This is a genomic window from Cupriavidus sp. 01L415, assembly GCF_056400065.1.
Genome location: NZ_JBFTSP010000005.1, coordinates 1 through 25,016, shown reverse-complemented (window position 1 = coordinate 25,016; position 25,016 = coordinate 1). Strand labels below are relative to the sequence as shown.

19 protein-coding genes and 1 pseudogene are annotated in these 25,016 nt (G+C 60.4%); 6 read left to right on the top strand and 14 right to left on the bottom strand.

All coding sequences use genetic code 11. The features are described 5' to 3' along the window. Positions 1-31 precede the first annotated feature (31 nt). Positions 32-784, bottom strand: a complete 753-nt coding sequence (locus AC1DOX_RS11570) for a CHAD domain-containing protein (protein WP_441621288.1) — start codon at positions 782-784, stop codon at positions 32-34. Positions 785-997: 213 nt separating this feature from the next. Here AC1DOX_RS11570 and AC1DOX_RS11565 point away from each other — a divergent pair, with 213 nt between their 5' ends. Further along, positions 998-1,435: a PaaI family thioesterase gene (locus tag AC1DOX_RS11565; protein ID WP_441621286.1), complete on the top strand. Its 438-nt coding sequence runs from the start codon at positions 998-1,000 to the stop codon at positions 1,433-1,435. A 49-nt stretch (positions 1,436-1,484) separates the two neighbouring features. Beyond that, positions 1,485-1,874 (top strand): VOC family protein, encoded by a 390-nt coding sequence (locus AC1DOX_RS11560; RefSeq protein WP_441621284.1) that lies wholly within the window; start codon positions 1,485-1,487, stop codon positions 1,872-1,874. Here AC1DOX_RS11560 and tam read toward each other — a convergent pair. The 5 genes from tam to rpmH form a co-directional block, all read right to left on the bottom strand. Continuing rightward, on the bottom strand, positions 1,864-2,634 hold the full coding sequence (gene tam / locus AC1DOX_RS11555; RefSeq protein ID WP_441621282.1) for a trans-aconitate 2-methyltransferase: 771 nt from the start codon (positions 2,632-2,634) through the stop codon (positions 1,864-1,866). The two genes, AC1DOX_RS11560 and tam, sit on opposite strands and share 11 nt — an antisense overlap. Positions 2,635-2,740: 106 nt before the next feature. Then, positions 2,741-4,411, bottom strand: a complete 1,671-nt coding sequence (gene yidC / locus AC1DOX_RS11550; protein WP_441621280.1) for a membrane protein insertase YidC — start codon at positions 4,409-4,411, stop codon at positions 2,741-2,743. Positions 4,412-4,433: 22 nt separating this feature from the next. After that, the gene (gene yidD / locus AC1DOX_RS11545) at positions 4,434-4,733 is read right to left on the bottom strand and encodes a membrane protein insertion efficiency factor YidD (RefSeq protein ID WP_092138363.1); all 300 of its coding nucleotides are present in this window, start codon (positions 4,731-4,733) and stop codon (positions 4,434-4,436) included. Between the two features lie 9 nt (positions 4,734-4,742). Beyond that, the gene (gene rnpA, locus AC1DOX_RS11540; protein WP_441621278.1) at positions 4,743-5,192 is read right to left on the bottom strand and encodes a ribonuclease P protein component; all 450 of its coding nucleotides are present in this window, start codon (positions 5,190-5,192) and stop codon (positions 4,743-4,745) included. Between the two features lie 146 nt (positions 5,193-5,338). Next, positions 5,339-5,473, bottom strand: a complete 135-nt coding sequence (gene rpmH, locus AC1DOX_RS11535; protein WP_008650850.1) for a 50S ribosomal protein L34 — start codon at positions 5,471-5,473, stop codon at positions 5,339-5,341. Positions 5,474-6,286: 813 nt separating this feature from the next. Here rpmH and dnaA point away from each other — a divergent pair. The 3 genes from dnaA (at position 6,287) to gyrB (ending at position 12,219) form a co-directional block, all read left to right on the top strand. Further along, positions 6,287-7,990 carry a chromosomal replication initiator protein DnaA gene (gene dnaA / locus AC1DOX_RS11530; protein ID WP_477101278.1) on the top strand — a complete coding sequence of 568 codons (1,704 nt, stop codon included), beginning with the start codon at positions 6,287-6,289 and terminating at the stop codon, positions 7,988-7,990. A gap of 365 nt (positions 7,991-8,355) precedes the next feature. After that, entirely contained in the window at positions 8,356-9,471 is a 1,116-nt protein-coding gene (gene dnaN / locus AC1DOX_RS11525) for a DNA polymerase III subunit beta (protein ID WP_092138360.1), read from the top strand. Positions 9,472-9,693: 222 nt separating this feature from the next. Further along, a complete protein-coding gene (gene gyrB / locus AC1DOX_RS11520; RefSeq protein WP_441621274.1) occupies positions 9,694-12,219 on the top strand; it encodes a DNA topoisomerase (ATP-hydrolyzing) subunit B in 2,526 nt (841 codons plus the stop codon). Positions 12,220-12,442: 223 nt separating this feature from the next. Here gyrB and AC1DOX_RS11515 read toward each other — a convergent pair whose 3' ends face one another. The 6 genes from AC1DOX_RS11515 to AC1DOX_RS11490 are packed head-to-tail and all read right to left on the bottom strand — an operon-like array spanning position 12,443 to position 21,177. Next, the gene (locus AC1DOX_RS11515; protein WP_441621230.1) at positions 12,443-13,903 is read right to left on the bottom strand and encodes a class I SAM-dependent DNA methyltransferase; all 1,461 of its coding nucleotides are present in this window, start codon (positions 13,901-13,903) and stop codon (positions 12,443-12,445) included. 1 nt (position 13,904) lies between these two features. Then, positions 13,905-14,708, bottom strand: coding sequence for a hypothetical protein (locus tag AC1DOX_RS11510; RefSeq protein ID WP_441621228.1), 804 nt, complete (start codon positions 14,706-14,708; stop codon positions 13,905-13,907). Further along, positions 14,705-16,459 carry an AAA family ATPase gene (locus AC1DOX_RS11505; RefSeq protein WP_477112356.1) on the bottom strand — a complete coding sequence of 585 codons (1,755 nt, stop codon included), beginning with the start codon at positions 16,457-16,459 and terminating at the stop codon, positions 14,705-14,707. The genes AC1DOX_RS11510 and AC1DOX_RS11505 overlap by 4 nt, the downstream gene beginning before the upstream one ends. Positions 16,460-16,461: 2 nt before the next feature. Continuing rightward, positions 16,462-18,171, bottom strand: coding sequence for a restriction endonuclease subunit S (locus AC1DOX_RS11500; protein WP_477112355.1), 1,710 nt, complete (start codon positions 18,169-18,171; stop codon positions 16,462-16,464). A gap of 5 nt (positions 18,172-18,176) precedes the next feature. Further along, positions 18,177-20,966 (bottom strand): type I restriction endonuclease subunit R, encoded by a 2,790-nt coding sequence (locus tag AC1DOX_RS11495; protein ID WP_477112354.1) that lies wholly within the window; start codon positions 20,964-20,966, stop codon positions 18,177-18,179. Between the two features lie 19 nt (positions 20,967-20,985). After that, the gene (locus AC1DOX_RS11490) at positions 20,986-21,177 is read right to left on the bottom strand and encodes a hypothetical protein (RefSeq protein WP_477112353.1); all 192 of its coding nucleotides are present in this window, start codon (positions 21,175-21,177) and stop codon (positions 20,986-20,988) included. Between the two features lie 711 nt (positions 21,178-21,888). On the opposite strand from AC1DOX_RS11490, the pseudogene AC1DOX_RS11485 reads away from it, so the two are divergent. Then, a pseudogene (locus AC1DOX_RS11485) lies at positions 21,889-22,251 on the top strand (helix-turn-helix domain-containing protein); the annotation flags it as partial. 262 nt (positions 22,252-22,513) lie between these two features. On the opposite strand, the gene AC1DOX_RS11480 reads toward AC1DOX_RS11485, so the two are convergent. Together AC1DOX_RS11480 and AC1DOX_RS11475 are read right to left on the bottom strand one after the other, a co-directional pair. Further along, on the bottom strand, positions 22,514-23,572 hold the full coding sequence (locus AC1DOX_RS11480) for a S8 family serine peptidase (protein WP_477114019.1): 1,059 nt from the start codon (positions 23,570-23,572) through the stop codon (positions 22,514-22,516). A gap of 18 nt (positions 23,573-23,590) precedes the next feature. Continuing rightward, positions 23,591-24,957 (bottom strand): IS3 family transposase gene (locus tag AC1DOX_RS11475; protein ID WP_441623964.1). Its coding sequence is split into 2 segments (ribosomal slippage): positions 23,591-24,477 and positions 24,477-24,957, totalling 1,368 coding nucleotides; the frame shifts between segments, so codons are not numbered across the junction. Positions 24,958-25,016: the final 59 nt, after the last annotated feature.

Sequence of the window (25,016 nt, the reverse complement as noted above, 5' to 3'; positions counted from 1 at the left end):
CGGTATTGTCGCAGATCGTTTTTGGCGCGGCTCACGCCGACAGGCATTCGGACATCAGGCGGCGCGCCACGGCGCCATCGATGATCGCGCCCAGTTCCGATTGCCGCGTCACCAGCTTCTTGCGCAGCCGTTTGCGGTAGCGCCCCGGAAGGACGTCCGAGAGCGCCTCGATCGAGTAGCGCAGCCGCTTGTTGCCGATGCGCAGCTTGTGTACGTGCCGGGTCTGGCCGTCGCGGGCAACTCGCGCCAGCTCTCGCGTGCGGTTGCGGGCCTTGCGGATGCGTTTCGTTGCGAAGGCACCCAGGCGTCCGCCTCCTGAGGGGTCGGCGGCGATGTGCAGCAAGTCCCGATGCAGGGTAGGCAATGGGGACTGTCGATACTGTGACAACCTTGCCGTCATCGCGCCGCGCGCCTGGCTGCGGCGCGCCTGCGCGACGTCGATCAGGGCCGCGAGCACCGGGTCCTGCGGTTGCATCGTCAATGCCGGAGCTAGCGTTTCCGCAATGAATACATCCCAATCGCGCACCTCGCTCGCGGCGTCGGCCACGTCACAAAGCGCCTGCTTCCATCGTGCCTCGACGCGCTGCGGCAGCACCGGACCGAACGCCCAGGTCACGGCGCGCAGATGTCGTACCGCCACGCGCAGCGCATGGACGTCTTCGACGTCGTCACGGTGGAACAACGTGTCGATACGCTCCGCGATGGCACGCAGGCCCTCCTCGCCCAGCGCCACGAAGGCGGCGGACGGGCGCATCTTCCTGTGCAAGGCAGGCGGGCCGTTCATGGCAGCGGACTCTGTGATTGAAAGAAAGACGATGCAGTGCCTTTCCCAGTGTAGGCGATAGCGCACGCTCGCCAGCTCTGAAGTGTCTGTTGCGCCGCACTACGCATTGACAGGCCCGACGCTTTCGCGCTGCAATGGCCGCATTCATGGTGACTGCCATGGATGCATTCATCGCCACCCTTGCCGAACCCCCGTTTGCCGAGAGGACCGATCATGTCGACCGATCAGGAAAAGCTGCTGCTGCGCGAGACCATCGAGGCGGGATTCCGCCAGGCGGCGTTTGTGAGTGAGGTGGGCATCCGGCTGGTGGACTGCGGGCCCGCCTGGTGCGAGTCTGAACTGATGGTCACGCCGCGCCACTTGCAGCACGGCGGCGTGGTCCATGCGGGCGTGCAAGCGACAATGGCCGACCACACGGCTGGTGCCGCTGCGACGACCATCCTCGAGACGGGCCGCCACGTTGTCACGGCCGAGTTCAAGATCAACCTGCTTCGCGCAGTGCGCAGCGACCGGCTGCGTTGCCGCGCCGACGTGCTCAAATCAGGCCGTTCGATCATCGTGGTGGAAGCGGACGTCTTTGCGGACGTGCATGGCGAAGCGGTGTTGGTGAGCCGCTTCAACGCGACCATGAGCGTGCTGGACCTGGCCTGATGCAACACGTCTTCCCAGCCTGTGGCGGTACTTTTACCGAAAGCTAACGATGATTGATCACACTGGCGTCAATGTCAGGGACTATGCAAAAAGTCGCGCGTTCTATCAGGCGGCGCTGGGCGCCATCGGCTTCGAGATCGGCAAGGAGTTCCCGGCCAGCGTAACGGGCAGTGCCGATGTGGCCGGCTTTGGCCCGCCAGGCAAGCCCGAGTTCTGGATCGCCAGCGGAAAGCCCAACGAGCCGCCGGTGCACGTAGCGTTCCGCGTGGACAATCGCCACGCCGTGGATGCGTTCTACCAGGCTGCGATGGCCGCCGGCGGCCGGGACAACGGCAAGCCGGGGCTACGGGAGATCTACCACCCCGACTACTACGGCGCCTTCGTGCTGGACCCTGACGGACACAACATCGAGGCGGTGTGCCACGGCCCTAGCGCGTAGCGACGATGAACACACGCGGGAACGGCAGCAACACCGTGCCATCGGGCAAAGCCGGAAATACCTTGGCGATGGCCGCTTCGTACTGGCGCAGGTAATCGGCCTTTTCCGCTTCATCGAGCGGTGCCAGGAATGGCCGCAGCCCGCTGCCCTTGAACCATTCCACCACCGCGGCCGCGCCACCCTTGAGCGGATGCTGATAGATCGTGCGCCAGATATCCACGCGCGTGCAGTGCGGCTTCAATAACTCGTAATACCAGCGCTCGGATGCCAGCGGCGTGCGCGCTTCCGCTGCGGCGCTCAGCTTGGGCGACCACCGACCATTCATCGCGGTGTCGCGCATCAGCAGATGGGGCGGCTCATTGAGGTTGTCGGGCATCTGCACCGCCAGGCTGCCTCCGGGGGCGAGTTTCTTGATCAGCGACGGAAACAGCGTGGCGTGGTCGGGTACCCACTGGAACACCGCGTTGGCCAGGATCACATCGTACGGGCCCGGGTCGTTCCAGGTGGCGACGTCGGCGATGTCGAACCGGATGTCCGCCAGCCGCTTGCGCGCCGCGGTGACCATGTCCTGATCGCTGTCGAGCCCGGTGGCTTCCGCATCCGGGTAGCGGGCGGCCAGCACCTCGGTGGAGTTGCCGGGGCCGCAGCCGATATCGACCACACGCTTCGCCTGTTGCGTGGGAATGGCGCCCACCAGATCCCGCACCGGGCGGGTTCGTTCATCCTCGAACTGCACGTATTGCGTGGCCGACCACGTCATGGTGTTCCCCTTCACTGCGTGTTGGTGCGAAATGCAGGGCATAAGCATACGCCCCAATGAAAAAACCCGGCACGATGACCGGGCTTTTTCAGAGATGTCTCAGCGATCAGCCCTTGGCCGTCACTGCCGCCTTGCCCTTGCCGAGCATGCGGTTGATCTGCCATTGCTGGGCGATCGACAGGATGTTGTTCACGACCCAGTACAGCACGAGGCCGGCCGGGAAGAAGAAGAACATGAACGAGAACACCAGCGGCATGATCATCATGACCTTGGCCTGCACGGGGTCCGGCGGCGTCGGGTTCAGCTTGGTCTGCACGAACATCGAGACGGCCATCACGACCGGCAGGATGTAGAACGGATCCGGCACCGACAGATCGTGAATCCAGCCCAGCCACGGCGCGCCACGCATTTCCACGGACGACAGCAACACCCAGTACAGCGCGATGAACACGGGGATCTGGATCACGATGGGCAGGCAGCCGCCGAGCGGGTTGACCTTCTCGGTACGGTACAGCGCCATCATCTCCTGGTTCATCTTCTGCGGATCGCCCTTGTGGCGTTCGCGGACGGCCGTCATGCGCGGCTGCAGGTCCTTCATCTTGCCCATCGACTTGTAGCTGGCAGCCGACAGCGGGAAGAACACCAGCTTGATCAGCACGGTCAGCGCGATGATCGACCAGCCCCAGTTGCCCAGGAAGCCGTGCAGCTTTTCCAGCAACCAGAACAGCGGCTTGGCCAGGATCGTCAGCCAGCCGTAGTCCTTCACCAGTTCCAGGCCCGGGGTGATCTGCTCGAGCATGCGCTCTTCCTGCGGACCGGCGAACAGGCGGGCATCGGTGGTCGCCGTGGCGCCCGGGGCCAGCTGGCCCAGCGGCTGCTGGATGCCCACGCGGTACAGGTTGGGGTCGATCTGTTCGGCGTAGAAGCTGTGTTGCTTGCCGTTTTGCGGAATCCAGGCCGAGGCAAAGTAGTGCTGCACCATCGCCACCCAACCATTGGTGGTCGCGGCCGGCACGCTGGCCTTGCCCTTGGCGATGTCTTCGAAGCTGAGCTTGTGGTACTTGTCCGCGTCCGTGTAGATGGCCGGGCCGGTGAACGTGCTGTAGAACTGCGACTGCTCCACCTTGCTGCCGTCACGTGCCAGTTCCAGGTACAGCGTCGGCGATACCGGCGCGGTGCCCGTGTTGGTCACGTCGAAGCGGGAATCCACCACGTAGCTGCCCTTGTGGAAGATGTAAGTTTTCACAAACTTCACACCGCCCTTCTCGGCAGTCAGTACGACTTCCAGCTTGTCCTTGCCATCCAGCGTGCGCGGGCCAGGAGTGGCCGTGAACACAGTGGTGTGGTTGGGCAGGTCGCCGCCGATCAGGCCCGAGCGTGCCAGATAGGTGCGCGTGGCGTCACGTTCGAACAGCACCACCGGCTTGCCGTCCTTCTCGTGCTCGTTCAGCAGTTCGAGGCGCGAGAGGATGCCGCCGGCCGTGTCGATCTCGGCGCGCACCTCGTCGGTGGTCACGATGACCTTCTCGCCTGTCGGCTGGGCGGCCGCCTGCGGCGCAGCCGGGGCAGCGCCCGGTGCCGAGGCACCCGTGGCATTGGCCTTGGGCACGTCGCCCTGGGCCGCGGCACCGCTTGCGCCGCCGGCCGTGGCAGCCTGCTGCGTGTTGGTGCTCGGGAAGAACATCGACGCGTGGCCGTTGGCGCGCTGCCAGTTGTCGTAGAGCAGCACGAGGGACATCGAGAAGATGACCCACAGGATGGTGCGTTTGATATCCATGTCTCGCTATGGTCGGAGGAAATCAGGGTCTGGGGAGCCGGACCGTGACAGGCGGGCGGCCTGGCGCGGCGGAGGCGGGGGTCGCCGTGGCGACATTCCCGTGTGTTTCAGGCTCGGGCACGGGATCATACCCGCCCGCAGTGAAAGGGTGGCAGCGGCACAGTCTGCAAGCGGCCATCCAGGTGCCGCGCGCCGGGCCATGTTGCACGATGGCGTCGCGGGCGTAGTCGGAACACGTCGGCAGGAAGCGGCACTGCGAGCCCAGGTACGGACTCAAGGCGATCTTGTAGATGCGCAGCAGGGCAAGCAGGATTCGCTTCATGGCGGATGGTCAGGCGGGCGCGGCGGGGGCGGCCGTCGCGGGCGGCTCGGCCGGAGGATCAGCAGGCGGTGCGGCCGGGGGTGCGGCGGGCAGAGGCTTTGCCGCAACGTCCAGCAGGCCGGTGATTTCCGCGTGACATGCCTGTCGGACGGCGGTCCGGCTGGCAAACTCCGCGCGGGGAAACTTGGCCTGGAGCCGCAACAAAATGTCGCGGCCCGCGAGTTGGGCCTGCCGGCCCCGGAACAGTTCCCGCGCCATGCGCTTCACCAGGTTGCGCTCGGCGGCGCGCGGCGCGAACTTCTTGCCGACGACGATCCCCAGCCGGGCCTGTTCCTGGCCGTTGGCGCGCACATACAGCACGAAGTGCGTGCTGCGGCGGCGCGGCCGCAAAGCAAAAACGGATGAAAACTCATCCGTCTTTGTGAGCCTCGCGGCTTTGGGAAAGGCATAGGTAGACACGCTGTGAGAAAGCTAGCGACAAGGCTGCGCTTCGGCGGCGGCGTTCCCGGCCATCCTGAGTGCGAGGCGGTGGGCAGGGACGGTGACGTGCGGGTGCGATGGCAAGCCATCGCCACGACGTGCCGTCCTGGCCGGTCGCCCGGCGCTCAGATGGCCAGGCGCTTGCGGCCCTTGGCGCGGCGGGCGTTGATGACGGCACGGCCGCCACGGGTCTTCATGCGCACGCGGAAACCATGGGTGCGCTTGCGGCGGGTAACGGAAGGTTGGTAGGTACGTTTCATGTTGCACTCTCTGGTTGATCCGGGCTTTCCGGGCGCCGGCCGGTGCCGGGGCGCCTTGGCCGCCGCGTATGGTTCGCATGGGGCTGCCGCAATGCAGGTCTGTGGATTGCTGCGGTCTTGCCGACGATTCTGGTTCTGTCTTGCTGCCGGCCGCCGCTGGTTTCGCCGCAACGGGCGAGACACTGGCGGGGATCAAGCCGCTTGCCTGATGCCGCACATGTAAACATGGTCGGTACGGGCCAGACCCGGCGATGCGCATACGTGATCCCCTGCGGCATCGCAGAACCCGCCATTTAACCGATTTTCGCGCCGACTGTCAAGGCGACAAACGGCCAGTTCCGCCATGGGAGCCACAATGGCAACGGATGTCACGGTGCGCCATTGTCCACAACATTCGGTGGGTAACTTTATGGGCCGTCACGGTCACCCATATGGATTACTCGCACCGGTCAAGCCCTTGTTTCCGATGAATAATCGCCGATTTGGTCAGCCGGAACCTGCCTTGTCCTTTACGGGTTGTGCACAACAATCCACTGAATTTTCACAACTTGTCCACAGGGTTATCCTTTGTGGATAACTTGAGGCGGGGGGTACAATCCCGGTCCAAACACTACACGGGCCGCGTGGCGCACGCACAACCCGGACTTCCTGCCTTGGTATACCTCCCTTTCGGGCGCTGCATGCAGCACGCCAATGGGAGGCATTGCCGTCGATGCTTCGGCCCGCAGGGCCGATGGCTGGGGAGCCGATGGAAAGCACGCGCCGCGACACTCGTGACGTGCCCTTGATGGCGCGATCACTCAACAAGAACACATGCAAGATTTCTGGCAGGCGGCAGCCGCGCAACTCGAGCGCGAGCTGACGCCGCAACAGTTCAAGACCTGGATCAAGCCGTTGGCGCCCGTCGCCTTCGACGAGGAGGCGCATGCGCTGCGGATTGCCGCGCCCAATCGCTTCAAGCTGGACTGGGTCAAGAGCCAATTTTCGGGCCGCATCACGGCCCTGGCATGCGAATACTGGGAAGCGCAGGTCAGCGTTCACTTCGTCCTGGACCCCGCTGCGTCGGGCCGGTCGGCGGCTTACACCCAGCAGGGCCAGGAAAATCCGTCCGCGCACGCTGCAATGGGTACGGGCGGTGCGTCCTATCCGAACATGCAGTCGGGCGCCCACGCCTATGGCCAGCCGGCCGCACAGCACCCGGGCCAGGCAGGCGGCTATCCGGACTATCCGGGTCATGGCAACGCCGCGCCTGGCGGTCATGGCAGCATGGCCGGCCAGTCGCCCTACCCCGCGTCGCAGTCGGGTGCGCCGATGGCCAATCGTGGCCAGATGGCGCCAACCGGCCATCCGCTGCAGGGTAACGCAGGCGGCCACGTGCCCGACATGGGTGAGGTCGACGTCGCCCAGATGGACCCGGCCGAAGCCAGCGCCCGGTCCTACCGGCAGCCGCAGCAACCGCCGATGCCGGCCGCGCAGCCGAACGACACCGTGCACGAGCGCTCGCGCCTGAACCCGATCCTGACGTTCGACAACTTCGTCACCGGCAAGGCCAACCAGCTCGCGCGCGCCGCCGCCATCCAGGTGGCCAATAATCCCGGGAAGTCCTACAACCCGTTATATCTCTACGGCGGCGTTGGGCTGGGCAAGACCCACTTGATCCATGCCATCGGCAACTTCATGCTGATGGAGAACCCGCGCGCGCGTATCCGCTACATCCACGCGGAACAGTACGTGTCCGATGTGGTGAAGGCTTACCAACGCAAGGCGTTCGACGAGTTCAAGCGGTACTACCACTCGCTGGACCTGCTGCTGATCGACGATATTCAGTTCTTCTCTGGCAAGAACCGCACGCAGGAAGAGTTCTTCTACGCGTTCGAGGCGCTGATCGCCAACCGCGCGCAGGTGATCATCACCAGCGATACGTATCCCAAGGAAATCACTGGCATCGACGACCGGCTGATCTCGCGCTTCGACTCCGGCCTGACCGTGGCCATCGAGCCGCCAGAGCTGGAAATGCGCGTTGCCATTCTGATGAAGAAGGCGGCGGCAGAGAACGTGAACGTGCCGGAAGAAGTCGCCTTCTTCGTGGCCAAGCACCTGCGATCGAACGTGCGTGAGCTGGAAGGCGCGCTGCGCAAGATCCTGGCGTTCTCCAATTTCCATGGCAAGGACATCACGATCGATGTCACGCGCGAGGCCCTGAAAGACCTGCTGACCGTGCAGAACCGCCAGATCTCCGTGGAGAACATCCAGAAGACGTGCGCGGACTTCTACAACATCAAGGTCGCGGACATGTACTCCAAGAAGCGTCCCGCCAATATCGCGCGACCGCGCCAGATTGCGATGTACCTGGCCAAGGAACTCACGCAGAAGAGCCTGCCGGAAATCGGCGAACTCTTCGGCGGGCGCGATCACACCACGGTGCTCCACGCCGTCCGCAAGATCGCTGACGAGCGCAGCAAGGATGCGCAGCTCAATCACGAACTGCACGTGCTGGAACAGACGCTCAAGGGCTGATGCGCACGCGCGACGCGGAGTGGATTACGCATCGCCTGACGCAGTTTTACGATTTTGAAGGCCAGCCTTGCCGGGCTGGCATACTACTGGGTGCGCGCCCGGCGGCAAACGGGCGCCTGAATCAATGGTTGGATCGCGGGAATTTGGCCTCAGATAAGGCTTTGCGGTGAGTCGGGACGGTTTGGCAAGGGGCGGTGACGGGGCGTGGCTTTTTGTGCACAACCGGCGGCCTCGCCGGGATCGTCCCGCTTCACCGCAGCGGCTTATCCTTGGTACAATGCGCAATTAACTCCTTGATTCCAAAGTGAATTTGGAGTTGCGCGCAACCCGCGGTCGCTGACGACAAACGACGAAGGATAAATTCAATGCAATTGGTCAAAACCTCGCGAGACAATCTGCTGCGTCCGCTGCAAATCGTGAGCGGCATCGTGGAGCGCCGCCACACCCTCCCGATCCTGGCCAACCTGCTGATTCGCAAGTCCGGCTCGAACGTATCCTTCCTCTCGACCGACATCGAGATCCAGATCACGACCCACGCCGAATGCGGCGTCGGTAGCGACAGCGTAGCCACCACCGTGGCCGCCCGCAAGCTGCTGGACATCCTGCGCGCCATGCCCGACGGTGACGTCGCGCTGTCCCTGAACGACAAGCGCATGACGGTGCAATCCGGCAAGAGCCGCTTTGCGCTGCAGACGCTGGCTGCGGAAGAATTCCCGACGGTGGCCGAGGCCGCCGAGTTCAACGCGAGCGTGAGCCTGCCGCAGAAGACCTTCAAGCACCTGCTGGCGATGGTCCACTTTGCGATGGCGCAACAGGACATCCGTTACTACCTGAACGGCATGCTGCTGGTGGTGGACGGCAAGAAGGTGATGGCCGTGGCTACCGACGGACACCGCCTGGCGTACTGCGGCGTGGAGCTGGAGAACGAGGCCACTGGCGCGGGTTCGCGCCAGGAAGTCATCATCCCGCGCAAGACCATCCTGGAACTGCAACGCCTGCTGGAAGACAACGACGATCCCGTGCAGGTGCAACTGGCCGCCAACCAGGTCAAGTTCTCCTTCGCCAACATCGAACTGATCAGCAAGCTGGTGGAGGGCAAGTTCCCGGACTTCCAGCGCGTGATCCCCAAGGGCTACAAGAACGCGTTTGCGATCGACCGCGTGAAGCTGCAGCAAGCGCTGCAACGCACTGCGATCCTGACCACCGACAAGTTCAAGGGTGTGCGCTGTATCCTCGATACGCACATGCTGAAGATCAGCTCCACCAACGCCGATCAGGAAGAGGCGCAGGAAGAGCTGGAACTCGATTATTCGGGCGACGCCCTGGATATCGGCTTTAACGTGACCTACCTGCTCGACGTATTGGCCAACCTGAAGAGCGAGCAGGTGCAGGTCAGCCTCGGCGACTCCAATTCGAGTGCGCTGATCACTGTGCCGGAAGACGACAACTTCAAGTACGTCGTCATGCCGATGCGCATCTGATGACCCGGTAGACAGGACCAGCCAGGACGAAACCGGAGCATCAATCGGCACGCTACGGCAGCCCGCACGGGGCACCCACCGGGCAGACCACCGCAGCAGGGGCAGGATCGATAAAAACCGATCCGCCCCTTTTGCCGTTTTTAAGTAACCCGCCATGCGGACCATCGCACCGCGCCACTGCCGGCGCGGCGCGGATTCCGCAGCAGCCGTGAGTAGAAAGACATGACCGAACAGCAGAACCCGCAACAGGAAAACACCTACGGAGCCTCTTCGATCCAGATTCTGGAAGGCCTGGAGGCGGTACGCAAGCGGCCCGGCATGTACATCGGCGACACCTCCGACGGCACCGGCCTGCACCACCTCGTGTTTGAGGTGCTGGACAACTCCATCGACGAAGCGCTGGCCGGCTACTGCACCGAGATCCAGGTCACCATCCACAGCGACAACTCGATCTCCATCATCGACAACGGCCGCGGCATTCCGCCCTTGGTCAAGTTCGACGACAAGCACGAACCCAAGCGCAGCGCGGCTGAAATCGCCATGACCGAGCTGCACGCCGGCGGCAAGTTCAACCAGAACAGCTACAAGGTATCGGGCGGCCTGCACGGCGTGGGCGTGTCCTGCGTGAACGCGCTCTCCAAGTGGCTGCGCCTGACCGTGCGCCGCGATGGCCAGGTCCACCTGATCGAATTCGCCAAGGGCGACGTACAGAACCGTATCGTCGAGACCGTAACCGGCCCCGATGGCCAGCCCGTGGAAGTCTCGCCGATGAAGATCATCGGCGCCACCGACAAGCGCGGCACCGAAGTCCACTTCCTGGCCGACGAAGAAATCTTCACCAACGTCGAGTTCCACTACGAGATCCTCTCCAAGCGCATCCGCGAGCTCTCGTTCCTGAACAACGGCGTCCACATCAAGCTGGTCGACCAGCGCACCGGCAAGGAAGAAGACTTTGCCTTCTCCGGCGGCGTGAAAGGCTTTGTCGAATACATCAACCGCTCCAAGAGCGTCCTGCACCCCAACATCTTCTACGCCAATACCGAAAAAGACGGTATCGCCGTGGAAGTGGCCATGCAGTGGAACGACGGCTACAACGAGCAGGTGCTCTGCTTCACCAACAACATTCCGCAGCGGGATGGCGGCACCCACCTGACCGGCTTGCGCGCTGCGATGACCCGCGTCATCAACAAGTACATCGAAGAGAACGAAGTCGCCAAGAAAGCCAAGGTGGAAACCACCGGCGACGACATGCGCGAAGGCCTGTCCTGCGTGCTCTCCGTGAAGGTGCCCGAGCCCAAGTTCAGCTCGCAGACCAAGGACAAGCTGGTCTCGTCCGAAGTGCGCCTGCCCGTGGAAGAACTCGTCGGCAAGGCCCTGAGCGACTTCCTGCTGGAAACCCCGGGCGATGCCAAGATCATCTGCGGCAAGATCGTCGACGCCGCCCGCGCGCGCGAAGCCGCCCGCAAGGCCCGCGAAATGACGCGCCGCAAGGGGTTGATGGACGGCATGGGTCTGCCCGGCAAGCTGGCCGATTGCCAGGAAAAAGATCCTGCCCTGTCAGAACTCTTCCTGGTGGAGGGTGACTCCGCAGGGGGCTCCGCCAAGCAGGGCCGCGACCGTAAGTTCCAGGCCATCCTGCCACTCAAGGGCAAGATCCTGAACGTAGAGCGCGCCCGCTTCGACAAGATGCTCTCCAGCCAGGAAGTGCTGACACTGATCACGGCGCTGGGCACCGGCATCGGCAAGGACGACTACAACCTCGAGAAGCTGCGCTACCACCGCATCATCATCATGACCGATGCGGACGTGGATGGATCTCACATCCGCACGCTGCTGCTGACGTTCTTCTATCGTCAGATGCCGGACATCATCGAGCGCGGCTACGTGTATATCGCTCAGCCGCCGCTGTACAAGATCAAGCACGGCAAGGAAGAGCGTTACATCAAGGACGACAACGAGCTGAATGCCTACCTGCTGAAGCTGGCGATGGAAAAGGCCGCGCTGACGCGTCCGGATGGCAGCGAGATCAGCGGTGAAGCGCTGACCGAACTGGCTCGCCAGTATCAGCTGGCGGAAGGCGTGATCGGCCGCCTGTCGCGGATCGTCGATCCGGACGCGCTGCGTGCCATCGCCGATGGCGTGGCGCTGGATCTGGATAGCGCGGCGGCTGCGGAGGCGTCGGCGGTGGCGCTCAAGGCCAAGCTGGCCGAGATGCACGCCAAGACGCTGCTGGGCGCAGCCGTGAACGACGACGGCACCGCCGACGTGTACGCACAGTTCGACGAGAAGACGGACAAGCATCGCCTGATGATCGCGCGTCGTCATCACGGCAACGTGCGGCTGTCACATGTCGATGCGGACTTTGTGCACGGCGCCGACTACGCGGCACTGGCTCGCGCGGCGACGACGTTCCAGGGTCTGATTCCGGAAGGCACGAAGGTCAAGCGTGGCGAAGGCGAAAAGCTGCGTGACCAGACGGTGTCGGATTTCCACCAGGCGATGCAGTGGCTGCTATCAGAGGCAGAGCGTGGGGTATCGCGTCAGCGCTATAAGGGCCTGGGCGAAATGAATCCCGAGCAGTTGTTCGAAACGACGCTGGATGTCACGCAACGCCGTCTGCTGAGGGTACAGATCGAGGATGCAATTGCAGCGGACCAGATTTTCACCACCCTTATGGGGGATGAGGTGGAGCCGCGGCGGAACTTCATCGAGTCTAATGCGTTGGTTGCACGGAATATCGATGTTTGAGATCCTTGTAGGTTTTCAGAATAGTTGACAAAAATTGCAAATAGCTGATTAGCTGCAATGGCAAACTCGGGGGCTAATCGGCACAGTTTCACAGACCTGACAAGAAACCGCCCAAGGGCGGTTTCTTGGTGTGGCGTCCGCAATCGAGTGTGGATTCCACTGGAGGCTGCAACGCACTAGGCTGTTGTCATGGCGCCCGCACGGTATGAGGGCTCCACCGGAATCACTTGGGTGGCAATCCCATTGCCACATCCCGGAAAGACGCCAGTGCAGCTTCCAGATGCTCAATGATCTCCTGTTGCAGCACATCCGGTGGCGGCAGGTCATCCAGGTTGTCCAGGCTATTGTCCCTGAGCCAGAAAATATCCAGGTTCGCCTTGTCTCGGGCGATTAACTCGTCATACCGGTAGAACTTGAAACGTTCGGTCTCTTTCCGCTCGTGGCGGTTCTCAGGGTGGTAGCAGGCAATGAAGTCCTGCAGATCATCCGCCTTGAGCGTGCGCGTCTTAAGCGTGAAGTGCTTGTCGGTGCGCATGTCGTAGAACCAGACACCTTTGGTGTGCACGCGGCCATCCTTAGGCGCGTTGTCGAAAAACACCACGTTCGCCTTAACGCCATGAGCGTAGAAGATGCCGGTGGGCAGGCGCAGAATGGTGTGCACATCACAGGTCTCCAGCAATTTACGGCGGATCTTTTCGCCGGCGCCGCCTTCGAATAGCACGTTGTCGGGCAGTACCACGGCCGCCTTGCCGTCCACCTTAAGCATGCTTACGATGTGCTGCAAGAAGTTGAGCTGCTTGTTCGACGTGGTTTCCCAGAAGTCTTGGCGTTCATAGGTGAGGGCGTCACGGTCTTCCTCGCCTTCCTCGACTGTGATAGTCATGCTGCTCTTTTTGCCGAAGGGTGGGTTGGCGAGCACATAGTCCACCTTCACCTTGGGCTCGGCGATCAGTGCGTCTGAACGATCAACCGAAGGCTCCCCTTCCAATTCGCCGATGTTGTGCAGGAATAGATTCATCAGGCACAAGCGGCGCGTGTTGGGCACGATCTCGTTGCCGTGGAAGGTGGCATCGCGCAAGAACTCCTTCTTCCGCTTGTCCAGTTTGGCACCGGGACGGGTCAGCCAGTTGTAGGCGCCCAGGAAGAAGCCGCCCGTACCGCAGGCCGGGTCGGCAATGGTCTTGCCGGGCGCGGGGCGTAGGCACTCCACCATCGCCTGGATGATGGGACGCGGCGTGAAGTACTGGCCAGCACCGCTCTTGGTGTCTTCCGCATTTTTCTGCAGCAGGCCCTCATAGAGATCGCCCTTGGTGTCGGCGTCCATGCCCACCCAGCTTTGCTCGTCGATCATCTGCACCAGGCGCGAAAGCTTGGCCGGGTCCTGGATCTTGTTTTGGGCCTTGAAGAAGATGGCGCCCAGCATGCCCGAGCCCTGTCCCAGCTTGTGCAGCGTGGCTAGGTAGTGCGCTTCCAGCGGCTCGCCGGTCTTGCTACGCAGGCTGGCCCAATCATGGCCCTTCGGGATGCGCGTGTTGCGGTTGTAGGGCTCCTGCGCATACTCGTGCGCCATCTTCAGGAACAGCAGGTAGGTGAGCTGCTCCAGGTAGTCGCCATAGCCCACGCCGTCGTCGCGCAGGGTGTGGCAGAAGCTCCAGACTTTCTGGATGAGGGTGCTCGTGTTCATTCTAAGCTTCTATCAATTTTTGTATCCAAGGATGGTCGTCATGACGCTGCCCCTTGAGAAGAAAGATCATTTCCCCACTGAACGGCGCCTTGCGATCAATGGCTCTTCGAATCTTCTTCGCAACACTTGTGAAATGTTCTTGCAGGCCCGGTTTCCCGAAAAACAATTTTGCTTGGTCAACGTCTGCCATTAGTCGTATTGCCGCCGCGTGTCGCTGCTTGCAGGTTGGCTCGTAGTCGAGGTGATAGACGGAAATTGACTCCGCCACACGATGCTGCTCGGCAGGATCCTGGCTCGCTGCACAGGGCTTGCCATTTTCTTGCTGACAGCCTATCAGCTCCCAATCGTCGAGGTCGCAAGGATCGAGCAACGCCGGCTTCTCCTGGCTCAATGGGCCGGGCGCATACAGGCGACTGTTTTCATCAACTAGCGGGAACCGGTCGGCCTTGCCTCCAGCGGTTCCGTTCACTACGTCCTTGCGGCGGCTATTGCAGTAGGTGCATGCATAGCGGTAGTTGCGATGGTCAAACGCCAACCAACGATAGCCGGTATGAGCGTTTGCTGCGTCGCTCACTCTCCCTTTTGGACGGAAATGATCAACCGCATTATCGGCACGATCAACCTGTGATTCGCAGTACCAGCACTTCTTCTCAGGAAACAGCGCGGCCAACGCATCCTTAAGCTCCCGCCAGACATCGGCATGGGCGTTGGGGTCGGCGCCTGCCGCTACAGCGTCTGCGGCCGCCGCTGCCTTTGCGAGCCAACCCTCTGGCAAGGCGAGTTCATCTTGGTCGATGTATCTCATTGGTTGTCAGCACCTACCCGTTTGTCCTCTTCCTTTACGAGCCTGTCAATCAGCTCCGTAGCCAAAGCTTCTCGCTCGTCTCGCGTCATCGAAACTGCGCTCGTTGCAATCGCCATTGGATCGCTAACTCCGAAGCGAACCTGGAGTGCTTCATTGCGCAGCCGTAGATAGCGCGAGAACTCATCGTCAGGATGAAAGAATCTGAATCCGAGTCGACTTAGCTCGTCATTTATCTCATCCAATTTGACTTGCTCGTCAGTCGACAGATCGGGCTTTGCGGCAAAGACCCTCTGCTTTTCCAGCAGTAACTGCGTTGACGTATCGAGCGACGAAGAGATCCCGAACATATCGCTGGTCACAATAGCGGCATAGCCCATGCCTCGCGGCGCCATTTCGGGATAGCACGCCACGATCTGACGGTGACCGTCCCGCTTGTGCATCCGCAGGATCTGCACCTGCTCGCGATCCAGCTCGGCAATAGCCAGAGGGTTGTGGGTAGTCAGCAGGATGTGGCTCGCTTCTTCCTGCTTCGTACCACTGGCGATGAACTGCTTCAGGTAAGAGATGTAGTCAACACTCCAACGCGGATTCAAATGCGTGTCCGGCTCGTCTAGAAGGAACAGGCTTTCCTCCTCTGCTGTAAACCGCAGCAGACCCAGAACGGTGAGCAATTGCTGCTCGCCCTCGCTGAGCTCACGGAAGGTCACGCTGCCATCGTTTTTCTTTAGGCGAACACGGATACGCACCTCCTCGATCAACTCAGAAACGTAGGTACTTTCCAGGTCACGGAAGAACTCTCGCGGCATTTGATTGCCGACCAACCGGCGAAGCGCGGCGATGTCCTTTACGTACAGGTATTTGAACTGGAGCGTCTTCTCGTTCCAAATTGAGACCGGCACACGGCGGCTGACTTCGATTGGGGCCAGGGCGATGTCATAAAGGCGTGACAAGAAGTCGCGCACTACCCCTCGTGCGTTCCAGAAGCGCGGATCGCCGTCGGTAGCCTTGGATTTCCATGGTGGCTGCCGGAGTACGAACAGGACCGACTCGATGCCCTCGTCCGGATCAAGGCCAAGGTGATCATTGAGGAAGTCCTGTACCACGTCGGAGTGTTGGATCAGGAAGGCCAGTAACACGAACTGGCTGTGCGCTGGCATGGCATAGAAGAGCCGCTTAAGGCCTGGGTCTTCTCCATTTCGCAACCTCTTGTCGTACTTTTCAAGATACGGTCTGAACACTTCGTGCATCCGCCCGCTTTCCCCGGAGTAGTATGCAAAGACGTAGCGAGGCAAATACTTGCTATCTTCCTTCAAGAACTCTGCGAGGTGTATGCGGCAGTTGCTCAACCTGTGCGGACCTCGTTGGGCTTGTTCTTCCAAGACGTATCCCCACAGATCGTCTTGGGTTGCTTGCATCACTTCGTCCATTTCGGCCTCGGAGCCGGAATAGAACTGCAGCGGGTCAGCCTTTCTGTCCGGGTCCGAATCAATAAAGATGTGGCGATGGTCTTCACGTGAACCGGTCCGATACCTCATTTTGAAGGCAAAGGGAGGCATTCGCTTGAACGCGATTAGGTCTCTGAAGATGATGGCCAGCGCCTCAAGCACGTTGGACTTGCCAGTGCCGTTCCAGCCGATCACGACGGTGACCCAGTGATCCTGATCGAAGTCGATCGTGACGTTCTTTAGGTTCTTGAACTGGTGTGCAGGGCTGTCCTTGGCACTACCGATGATGAGCTTGTCCAGGCGCATTGTCAGCCCGCTAGCAGTTTCAGCTTGTCGTATAGCTTGCGGCCTTGCGCATCGATCACGGGCTCGACAGCCAAGCGGCCAGCTTTGTCCAGCGCGCGCAGTTCCGCATAAAGCGCTTCAATCTGGTTTGTCGACGCGCCGTCGCTCACACCACAGCGGCGGAAGGCTTCCTGTGCGCGCACCCAGTCTCCCGCTTCGGCGAGTACGTCAATCAGTTGGCTTACCACGGCGGCGATCTCCTTTTGTTGTTTGCTCTTGCGAGCCTTTGGCTGTTTGGCGCGCTCCGCCCGCTCAGCGCGGATGCGTTCCAGCAGCTCACGGGCCGGTTCGTCGTTGGGGTCCTGCGGTATAAGCTGACCGGCAAAGGCAGCACGCAAGATATTTTGGCGTTGAGCGGTCGCTTGCTTCATTGCCAAGTCTGTCGCCTGTTCCTGCCGGTCTAGGTTGTCCAGCTGTACTTGCAACTGCGCAATGATTTCTTGCTGCTCGTGGCAAGGCCCAACCGGAACAGGGAACGCCCTTAGAATGGTCATGTTGATCGACGCCAAATTAGTCGTCTGCTTGCCTGCCTTCTGAAACCAAAGCTTTCCAAAGGTGTTGCCGTGGTGCGATATCAGTTCGGGCTGCAAGTCACGCGAGTACGGCCGCATCCGGAAGACATGGTTCTGATGAATGCAGCTGGCGACTTCATCACGCCACACCCAACCTCGCCCCAACTTGTCGCGGTCGCCCCCTTCGTTGAACAGCACGTCGCCATTCACGAGCGTTAGCTCCTCGATGTCGCGCTCGGTCGCAAGAATGGTCTTCACCTCGGACAGATCAAGGTAGCCACGCTGCACGTTCGCGACTCGAAGGTAAGGCACTTCTCTAACCGGCACGGTGCCATCTCGTCTGGTCCCCTTGGCCACACCAGATGCAATTTCACCCAACATATCCAAGCTCGCCCATACCCATCCCTCTGGCAACGCCAGCAAGCCGGTGGTGTTCGGCTGCGTCGGTTCGGGGTATTTTTTTTGCCAGTCTTTGGGTGGCGCTTTGCCTTGTTCCTTGAACTTGATGAGTTGCTTAGCTTCCCAGCGGGCGCGGCGCTCGGTGAGAATGCCGTCCAGCAATTGAGCTCCAGTTTCGATGGGGGTACCTAGCTTGCGCTGCGCTTCGCGCCACTGGGCGGTAAGCGCGCCCTCGGTGGCGGCCTTGAGCAGAGACTGGCGGTATTGGTGCAGCTTATTCTTCGCAGCCTTCAATTCCGCTAGGCCGGCATCGAGGTCGGAAAGCAGTTCCTCAAGCTTGGCGACTATGCGGATTTGTTCGGCAGGAGGTGCTAAAGCAATTTCGACACCGTACAAGTCATCGCGATTCAAGCCGGGTATCGCTGTCGATCTGTCAAGGCCGACAAGGTTAACGGAACCTAGCAGATGCGCCAGGTATTGGAGGTGAACCCCATCCGGTGGGACAACATAGTAGGTTGTGTCAATTGGCCAGCTTGGCCCGTTCATCAAATGAACAGCGCCGACATTGCCCTTGCGTCCAATAACTAGGCATGGAGTCGCGACTAGGTACTCGTCATGAGTACCAACAACACCACTCGACCCCACAACGGGACGTTTTCCATTTGAACGGCGATCCTTCTCGGGCAACGCTTTCCCGTAGACGGCGTCGATGACCTGGCCAAGGGGCGTCGTTACCCATGAAGCTGGGAGACCTTTTTCCATTCCACTCACGCCACCAACTCCTCATTCATCTCATTCATCAACGTATCCAGCTCCTTGCCAAACAAGCTCCAGGCCTTTTGCAGTCCGCCCTTGTCAGCAAGTTCTGCGTAGTCAAAGTCCTCGCGCGATATAGAATATGAACTCGCGATATGATCCTTCATCAACCGCAGCCACTCGGTCTGCTCAGGTGTGAAAGACGTGCCGCGCTGCGCGTTGTGGCGGAAAATCCAAGCTTGAAAGCTGCGGTCCACCTCATCGGCAAAGGGCTTGAGTTCTGCGCCCTCGCCATCCAGCCCCAACGCAAAGCGCAGAAGGCTGACCAAATCGGTGAGCTGCCGGCGGCTCGCTACTCCATTCACTCGGCTTCCGTGCACGCGGGCATAGGCGCTCCACAGGCGCTCGGTAGTGAGCATCAACGGCGGTCGGCTCAGGTGCTCGTGCAACTCCTCGATCATCTCGAAGGTAAGCGTGCGGCGCTGATAGGGTTGCTGATAGAAAAAGCCCAGAGCAGCAATCTCGTCCTGGTGCTGGCGGATGTACTCGGCAAAGGTTTGGACCACCGTCTTCGCCTGAGCTTCGGCCTGTTCCGAGAAGTCGGAGAAGATGACCTGATCGAGATTGATGTGGTCGATGAGCTGCTCGCGATCGCGGCGGGCGCCTTCGATTTCATCGCGCAGCTCGGGCTTGTCGAACGGCGCGCAGGCGGTGGCCACGCGGCTGGCGCGGGCGGCTTCGATTTCTTCCGGCAGCAGTGTGTATTCACTGCGGGTGATGCCATTGGCCTTGGCAGTGGCGAGAGCAGTTTGCACGATGGCGTCCGGGTCGAGCGCCGTGATGAGCGCCTTGCCCAACTCACCCACGGGGATGCCGCCGCTTAGCTTTTCGATACTCGCTTTTGCGTTGTCATCGAGCTGCTTGTTCAGGCGGACGAGGCGGTTGGCCAGCGAGAGCACAGTGTCGTCGTCGTGGCTGCCCATCGCCACTCCTTGCAGCAGGTCCTTGAGCGCGACGCCGGGCTTCTTTTCCAGTGGACGGCTTTCGGTTTTGCAGGATTTTTCGACGCCCACGGCGTCGATCAGCACGAAGCGCGTCTTCGCGCCTTCGGCGCTGTTGCTCACGCGTTTGAGGCTGTCAGCATCCAGACTGCGCACGCCGCGTCCCTTCATCTGCTCGTAGTAGCCCTTGCTGCGCACGTCGCGCATGAAGAGCAGCACTTCCAGCGGCTTCACGTCGGTGCCAGTTGCAATCATGTCCACCGTCACGGCGATGCGCGGATTGTAGTCGTTGCGGAAGCTGCTGAGGATGCTGTCGGCGTCCTCCTCGGCGCGGTAGGTCACTTTCTTGCAGAAGGCGTTGCCCTGACCATAGACCTCGCGAACGATATTGATGATGTCGTCGGCGTGGCTGTCGGTCTTGGCGAAGATCAGGGTTTTTGGCGTCTCCCTGCGCACAGGGAAGATCTGCGTTTCCACCGCCGTTTTCATTGCCTGGATGACCTGGCGGATTTGGCTGGTGTTGACCACGGATCGGTCCAGCTCCTTGCCGGTATAGAGGTGGTCTTCTTCCGTCTCGGTCCAGCGCTTTTTACGCGTCTGGCGATCTCGGTGGTCCACCCATTCTTTGGCTTTGAGTACAGCGCCTTTCTGCGTGATCTCGGTGACGATCTCGAAGACGTCATAGCCGACGTTGACACCGTCGGCCACAGAGTTTTCATAGCTATACTCTGCGACGATGTTTTCGTTAAAAAAGCCGAAGGTGCGCTTGTCGGGCGTCGCTGTGAGTCCGATCAGGAAGGCGTCGAAGTAGTCCAAGACCTGCTTCCACAGGTTGTAGATACTGCGGTGGCACTCGTCGATGATAATGAAGTCGAACTCCTCGACCGGGATGTCCGCGTTGTAGCGAACGACCTTCTCCTGCTTGGCGGTTTGCTGAAGTTCGTTGAGCGAGAGGTCTTCGGCAGACTCGTCGATGGGCACACCGGACAAGACAGAGTACATACGCTGGATGGTGCTGATGCACACCTGCGCATGTGGATCGATGCTGGCGGAGGCTAGCCGCTGTACGTTGTACAGCTCGGTGAACTTCCGGCCGTCGTCGGGGGGCGTGTAGGCCATGAACTCCTGGTGTGCCTGCTTGCCGAGGTTGCGCGTGTCGACGAGGAAAAGGATGCGCTTGGCACCTCCGAACTTGAGCAGCCGGTAGACGGCGGTAATGGCGGTGAAGGTCTTGCCTGCGCCGGTGGCCATGTGGATCAGGGCGCGGGGCTTGTTCTGTGCCAGCGACTTCTCCAGGCCGGTGACAGCGCTGATCTGGCAGTCGCGCAGGCTGTGCTCGGACAGCACTGGCATGCTTTCGGCGACGCGGCTGCGCAGCGTGTCAGGCTGTGCAAGCCATTCGGAAAGCTGCTCCGGCCTGAAGAAGTGAAAGAGCTCGCGCGAGCGCGGCGCGGGATCGTCGCTGTCGGTGAAGCGAGTGATCTGGCCTGTGGCTTCAAAAAGAAAGCGCAGCGGGCTGTTGTCCTTGCGCCATTTGAGGCTAGCGGTGGCGTAGCGCTCGGTCTGGGTCTCAGTTACGGTGAGATTTTCACCGGCGTTATCCTTCTTCGCTTCGATCACTCCGCAGGCGGTGCGGTTGACGAACAGTACGTAGTCGGCCGGACCAGTGTCGGTGGGGTATTCGCGCACGGCGACGCCAACACCCGCCCACAAGTTGAGCTGCTTCATATCCTGAATGACCCAGCCGGCTTGCTCGAGCTTGTGATCGATCTGTTGACGGGCCTTGGTTTCCGGCGTCATGGCTATCCCTTGGTCTAGTTCACGTTGGCCAGTGACTTGCCAGATCGAACGAAAGCTGTCGGTAGTGGCGGATCAAGTGCAGATATACCGTGCCTTTGATCCGCGCATACAGCAGCAGGTAGTGCGTCATCACGTACTCGCGCAGTTCGCGACCTTTGGCAATGGCGTTCAATTGTTCGGTCAGTTGAGCGATGCCGTTGCTCGCTTCCACAAAGTGCGCGGGTCAGTCGAGTAAGGACTGACCTATACCGAAAAAGCCATAAATTTGGGATAACAGTATCCGCCAATTCATCCAGTAGCGCATCGAAGGTCTGCGGGGCTCTGTCTTCTTGCAGGAACGCTCTGATTTCATCGAGATCGCGCTCGAAGTCGGCGATGATTTTGACAGCGCGGCAAGTTGTCGCGGACCGAAGCGGACCGCTAATCATCTGATCGCGCGTTGTGACGCAGGCTGACAGCGGAAAAGGCGTTGCAGGACTCTTTGACCTTGCCAGCAGCGACATCAGTCAAAGCCATTGCTGGCATCTAATGCATTATATCGCAATCTGTTTGGCGAAAGCACAACGCAAGACATTGAGCCAGGGGTGTCGACGGAGCAGCAGCCTTCCATAGCAGAACTTGGCTTTTAGATTTCCCTCGCGGCATTGCGCGTCTATACAGTGCCCCTATTGAGGTGGCCAGGAGTTGGGACAGGAGGCTGCGTGGGAGAGTGCCAGACTTCCAGTCTGCCAGCTTACGACGAGCCGAGTCGCTACCGATTTCAATGAAAGCCGTCAACGATTTCAACGCCATGTTCGCAAATCGCTCATTGACGCTGCGGATTCAACCGGTCGATGCAAAACCTAGAATCTGTGCGAGCAGTGGAGGTGTTGCGAATGAAGTAAGGCCAAGGATCTATTATTCCGAGACGCAGAAGGCACTCATGTGGGACCGCTGGCGCAAGGGTGACACGATCCATGCGATCGCCAAGCTATTTGAACGTGGGCACTCTTCAGTCCAGAGGGTCTTCTCGGACATGGGAGGCATCGACCAGCATCACGCCATCGCGCTGCGCGAGCGTTGACGTTTGCCGAGCGTGAGGAAATATCGTGCTCGCTGGCGATAGGGCTTTCGCTTCGAGCCATTGCATCGCGGCTGGGTCGCCCTCCGTTTACCATTAGTCTTGAGCTCGAGCGAAACGGGGCCCGGCAGAGCTATCGAGCGAGCCAGGCCGACGCAATGGCCCGGGAACGAGGTTTGTAAGCTTGTCAGGAACTGCGTGCTGGCGCAGGTCGTAGGATCTAGGGATGAATAGATAGGTCGAAGGAGCAGGATCGAGTGGCTGAAGCCGACGTCAGTCGGTAGGGGCCCCTTCCGGTAGCGCAATTTCACGAGCGCGAACTGGCCGTCGGCGAACTCATAGTAGCTCCCAAGCCGCCATGTTCAAATCGAATCCGCCCAGTAACGGTCTTTGACTGCGACGTCTTGATAGGAGCGTTCGTCGCATGAGACTTGGCTTAAGCAGAGTCATGGAAGCTGCAGTTCGGCATTTGCGCGCTAAGCCGGGGTCAACCGCGTGCCCTTACCCGTGCTTGTTCCCGCTGCTGGACACGCTGGCGCACTTGCATGTACAGATCCGCCTCGGGATTCTCCAGATCTCGAAACGTTACGGCGAGAGCATAGGACTCCGGACCTTCACCGTGGATGTACCACGCCTCATCCTTTCTTGTGACAACGATGAACAAACGCCGCGCTTTTGATGCCTTGAAGGTCCATGTTGCGCACTGCAACGTGCCCTTAGATCGCGTCGTCGCAGTAATGTTAACGAACGACGTCGATTCCTGAAGTTTGCGCGCAGCCTCGATGCGATTGCTGTTGAACCAGCCCGTCACCTGCTCAAGGCTTTCTGCCTCAACGACGTTGAAGCTCAGTCGCACCGCTCGATACCCGAGGCGAGTCGTCTTTACCTCCGGGCAATACGCCAACGCCACGGACACTTCCCGTATGCGTTTGCGCCCACGCCAAAAATCTTCGGGCAGGGGCAGCTCATAGAAATGATGATGATCGACATGGATGGCATCCTCGCCCAGCAACGTGACGGCGCCATCTGCAGATTCAAACAGATGTCGCGGATCGATCCGGCCATAGCCACACAATGCGAGTTTGGCGTCCTCGTTGTTGGCGAACAGGATGTCCGACTCACCTGGTACGCGCGCATGCACGCCAAGTACCGCCCGGATGCAATTGACCGAGGCGTGCGGCAGGTAGCGCAGTATGGAGGCGGCAAGGTGGGCAACTTGCGGCGCCGCGAAACTTGTTCCCAGCGCGTCGTCGAACATCCGCCCGTCCACAAAGCGGTTGGACGTCGAAATCACGCCCAGACGCTGCGCGGTCCGACGGCTGCGCAGATGATGGTGGGCCATATTGCCTCCATAGGCGACAAACTCCGGTTTGACGGCGCCGGCAATGCTAGGGCCAATCCGCGTGAACGGGCTTGGCTGGTTGCGGCGCGCCAGGGGACTGGTCTCTAGGCGCTCGGGATAACGCTGCGCTTCATGATCCAGTTCAAACTCTGCCAGCCCACCTACCGTGATGGCATTGACGGCTGTCGCGTGAACTGACCCCAAGAAGTTGGACAGTTTGAGTTAGGCGGCTGAGGGCTGAGTCCTGTATTGCACGGGACTCAGCCCGTTTAGTTTGAGCTTGATGCGGTCGTGATTGTAGTAGTGAATGTATTGGCGCAGTCCGGCCTGCAGTTGCTCGATGCTGGTGAACTTGTTCAGGTAGAAGAATTCGGACTTCAAAATGCCGAAGAAGCTCTCCATGGCAGCGTTGTCGAGGCAGTTGCCTTTGCGTGACATGCTGGAACGGACACTGCGCTGCTTAAGCATCGATCGATAGGACGCCATTTGGTATTGCCAGCCCTGATCCGAATGCAGGATCGGGCGGTCCTTGGGATGGAGTCGGGCAAACGCCTTCTTGAGCATTTTGCCTACCATCTCAAACAACGGACGCCTGGCCATCTCGTAGGCGATGACCTCGCCGTTATACAAGTCCAGCACTGGCGAGAGGTATAGCTTCTCGCCGGCCACGCTGAATTCGGTCACATCGGTTACCCATTTCTGATTCGGACGCCGGGCTTGGAACTGCCGTTGCAACACGTTGGGCGCGACGCGGCCCACCGCACCCTTGTAGGAACGGTATTTCTTTGGCCGAACCAGAGACTTCAGGCCCATGACTTTCATCAGGCGCTGGACCGTCTTGTGGTTGACGATCATGCCCGCCTGCCGCAGCGCCATCGTGATGCGGCGGTAGCCGTAGCGACCTTTGTGCTGCGCAAACAGCTCACGAATTCTTGCCTTCGGTTCCGCATACTTGTCCTGCGCCTGAAGTACTGCCTGCTGATAGTAGAAGGTACTTCGTGCCAGGCCTGCGACCTTCAACAGTCCCGCCAATGGATATTGCCGCCTTAGCTCAAGCACTATTTGCGCTTTTTGGGTTGCGCAGATTTCCTGTTCGCTTGAACCAAGGCGTCGAGTTTTTTTAGGTAGGCGTTCTCCATGCGCAGGTAGTTCAGCTCATCAATGAGCTCCTCGCGTGTGCGCGTGCGATCACCAGATGGCTTCGGTGGTTTTGCTTTGGGAGTAGGTGGCGACATCTTCCTGGAACGCCCTTTGGGGCGCGATGACAAGGCCTCTATACCCCCTGCATCATACTGGCGTTCCCAAATGCCAATCGCACCGAAGTTACGGATATCGAACCATGCTGCGACTGCGCGATGCGACAACCCCCGGCTTCGCATCCGCTTGAGCACGGCAAGCTTGAACTCGGCGCTGTAGTGCGTGTATTTGCGTTTGACGCTGGCCGCGCCATGGATACGGTATGCCGCTACCCAGCGCCGTACGGTTCCGCTGTCTACGCCATGGCGGTTGGCGATCTCATCAAAGCTTGACTGACCGTCCAGATAGTCCTGGATCACTGTCAGCCTGAACTGCTCCGAGTACCGATACATAAAAAACACCCCAAAAGTTGGTGTCCAACTTTTGGGGTGCAGTTCAGGGGTGCAGTTCA

What these genes read in the sequence shown, in the direction of transcription:
- AC1DOX_RS11500 (WP_477112355.1), bottom strand. Translation starts at nt 18,171, where the DNA reads ATGGAAAAAGGTCTCCCAGCTTCATGGGTAACGACGCCCCTTGGCCAG.
- AC1DOX_RS11515 (WP_441621230.1), bottom strand. Translation starts at nt 13,903, where the DNA reads ATGAACACGAGCACCCTCATCCAGAAAGTCTGGAGCTTCTGCCACACC.
- dnaN (WP_092138360.1), top strand. Translation starts at nt 8,356, where the DNA reads ATGCAATTGGTCAAAACCTCGCGAGACAATCTGCTGCGTCCGCTGCAA.
- yidC (WP_441621280.1), bottom strand. Translation starts at nt 4,411, where the DNA reads ATGGATATCAAACGCACCATCCTGTGGGTCATCTTCTCGATGTCCCTC.
- dnaA (WP_477101278.1), top strand. Translation starts at nt 6,287, where the DNA reads ATGCAAGATTTCTGGCAGGCGGCAGCCGCGCAACTCGAGCGCGAGCTG.
- AC1DOX_RS11495 (WP_477112354.1), bottom strand. Translation starts at nt 20,966, where the DNA reads ATGACGCCGGAAACCAAGGCCCGTCAACAGATCGATCACAAGCTCGAG.
- tam (WP_441621282.1), bottom strand. Translation starts at nt 2,634, where the DNA reads ATGACGTGGTCGGCCACGCAATACGTGCAGTTCGAGGATGAACGAACC.
- yidD (WP_092138363.1), bottom strand. Translation starts at nt 4,733, where the DNA reads ATGAAGCGAATCCTGCTTGCCCTGCTGCGCATCTACAAGATCGCCTTG.
- rpmH (WP_008650850.1), bottom strand. Translation starts at nt 5,473, where the DNA reads ATGAAACGTACCTACCAACCTTCCGTTACCCGCCGCAAGCGCACCCAT.
- AC1DOX_RS11565 (WP_441621286.1), top strand. Translation starts at nt 998, where the DNA reads ATGTCGACCGATCAGGAAAAGCTGCTGCTGCGCGAGACCATCGAGGCG.
- AC1DOX_RS11570 (WP_441621288.1), bottom strand. Translation starts at nt 784, where the DNA reads ATGAACGGCCCGCCTGCCTTGCACAGGAAGATGCGCCCGTCCGCCGCC.
- AC1DOX_RS11510 (WP_441621228.1), bottom strand. Translation starts at nt 14,708, where the DNA reads ATGAGATACATCGACCAAGATGAACTCGCCTTGCCAGAGGGTTGGCTC.
- AC1DOX_RS11560 (WP_441621284.1), top strand. Translation starts at nt 1,485, where the DNA reads ATGATTGATCACACTGGCGTCAATGTCAGGGACTATGCAAAAAGTCGC.
- gyrB (WP_441621274.1), top strand. Translation starts at nt 9,694, where the DNA reads ATGACCGAACAGCAGAACCCGCAACAGGAAAACACCTACGGAGCCTCT.
- AC1DOX_RS11505 (WP_477112356.1), bottom strand. Translation starts at nt 16,459, where the DNA reads ATGCGCCTGGACAAGCTCATCATCGGTAGTGCCAAGGACAGCCCTGCA.